The organism is Vibrio sp. Vb1554, assembly GCF_033344235.1.
Map to the genome: position 1 here is coordinate 1 of NZ_JAWPOJ010000273.1, position 1,227 is coordinate 1,227.

1 pseudogene is annotated in these 1,227 nt (G+C 51.1%); it reads left to right on the plus strand.

Annotated elements, in window-relative coordinates:
• Position 1 precedes the first annotated feature (1 nt).
• Positions 2–1,227 (plus strand): annotated as a pseudogene (locus tag R8N28_RS25595) (sodium:solute symporter); the annotation flags it as partial.

Consider the following 1,227-nt stretch of genomic DNA (forward strand, 5'->3'; position numbering starts at 1 on the left):
AATCGCGTGGTACGGAGACATACAGAAGCGCTGGCTCGCCCGTTGGCGACCGTGGATTTATAGCCTCTCGATTGCGGTGTACTGTACCTCGTGGACCTTCTACGGCACGGTCGGACAGGCGAGCAGCAATCCTTGGTCTTTCTTGCCCATCTATATCGCGCCGATTTTGGTGTTTACCATCGGATGGCGGGTTCTGGCTCGACTCATTCTGATCGCGAAGCGCGAACACATCACTTCCATCGCTGATTTTATTGGTGCCCGTTACGGAAAATCGCAAGGTTTGGCGGTGGTCGTCACATTGATTGCGGTGGCGGGGATTTTACCTTATATCGCCTTGCAGCTGCGTGGCATCACCATGGGGTTGGAGATCATCGCCCCGGAATTGGCGACCGATTTTGGTTATCAGAATGACAGCGTGTCTTGGTTTGTCGTGGTGGCACTGGCCATTTTTACCATGTTGTTTGGTACTCGCCATATTGATAACACCGAGCATCACCGTGGGATGATGATGGCGATAGCGTTCGAATCCATCATCAAATTGCTGGCGTTTTTGGTGGTGGGGATTTTCATTGTCTGGCTGGCGATGAGTACTGAAAACTTGAGCCTGATTGAAGTGGCTTCTGAAACCTACCAGTCGCCAAACATTCCAACCTTATTGATTCATACTGTGCTGACCATGTTGGCAATTGTCTGTTTGCCGCGCCAGTTTCACACCATGGTGGTGGAAAATGAACGTGCGCAAGACTTGCATGTCGCGCGTTGGTTGTTCCCGCTGTATCTGATTTTGATGGGCGTATTTGTGTTGCCAATCGCGTGGGTCGGGCAAGGGTTATTGAGCGGAACATCTGCCGATACTTACGTGATCAGTGTGCCGATGGCGGTGGGGGCAAGCGAGATTGCGTTACTGGCGTTTTTGGGCGGTACTTCGGCGGCGAGCGGTATGGTGATTGTTTCAACCATTGCTTTGGCGATCATGGTATCGAACGACTTAGTGATGCCGCTGATATTACGCCGAATGCGCTTGGCGCAGCGCAACCATCACCACTTTTCTGAGCTTTTGTTGCGTATTCGCCGCGCTCTAATTCTGATTTTGTTGATTGGTGCATGGGGATTTTATCAGGCCTTAGATAGTATCCACTCACTCTCTGCGATAGGTTTTCTCTCGTTTGCAGCCATTACCCAGTTTGCTCCTGCATTGATTGGCGGTATGTATTGGCGTCAGGGTAA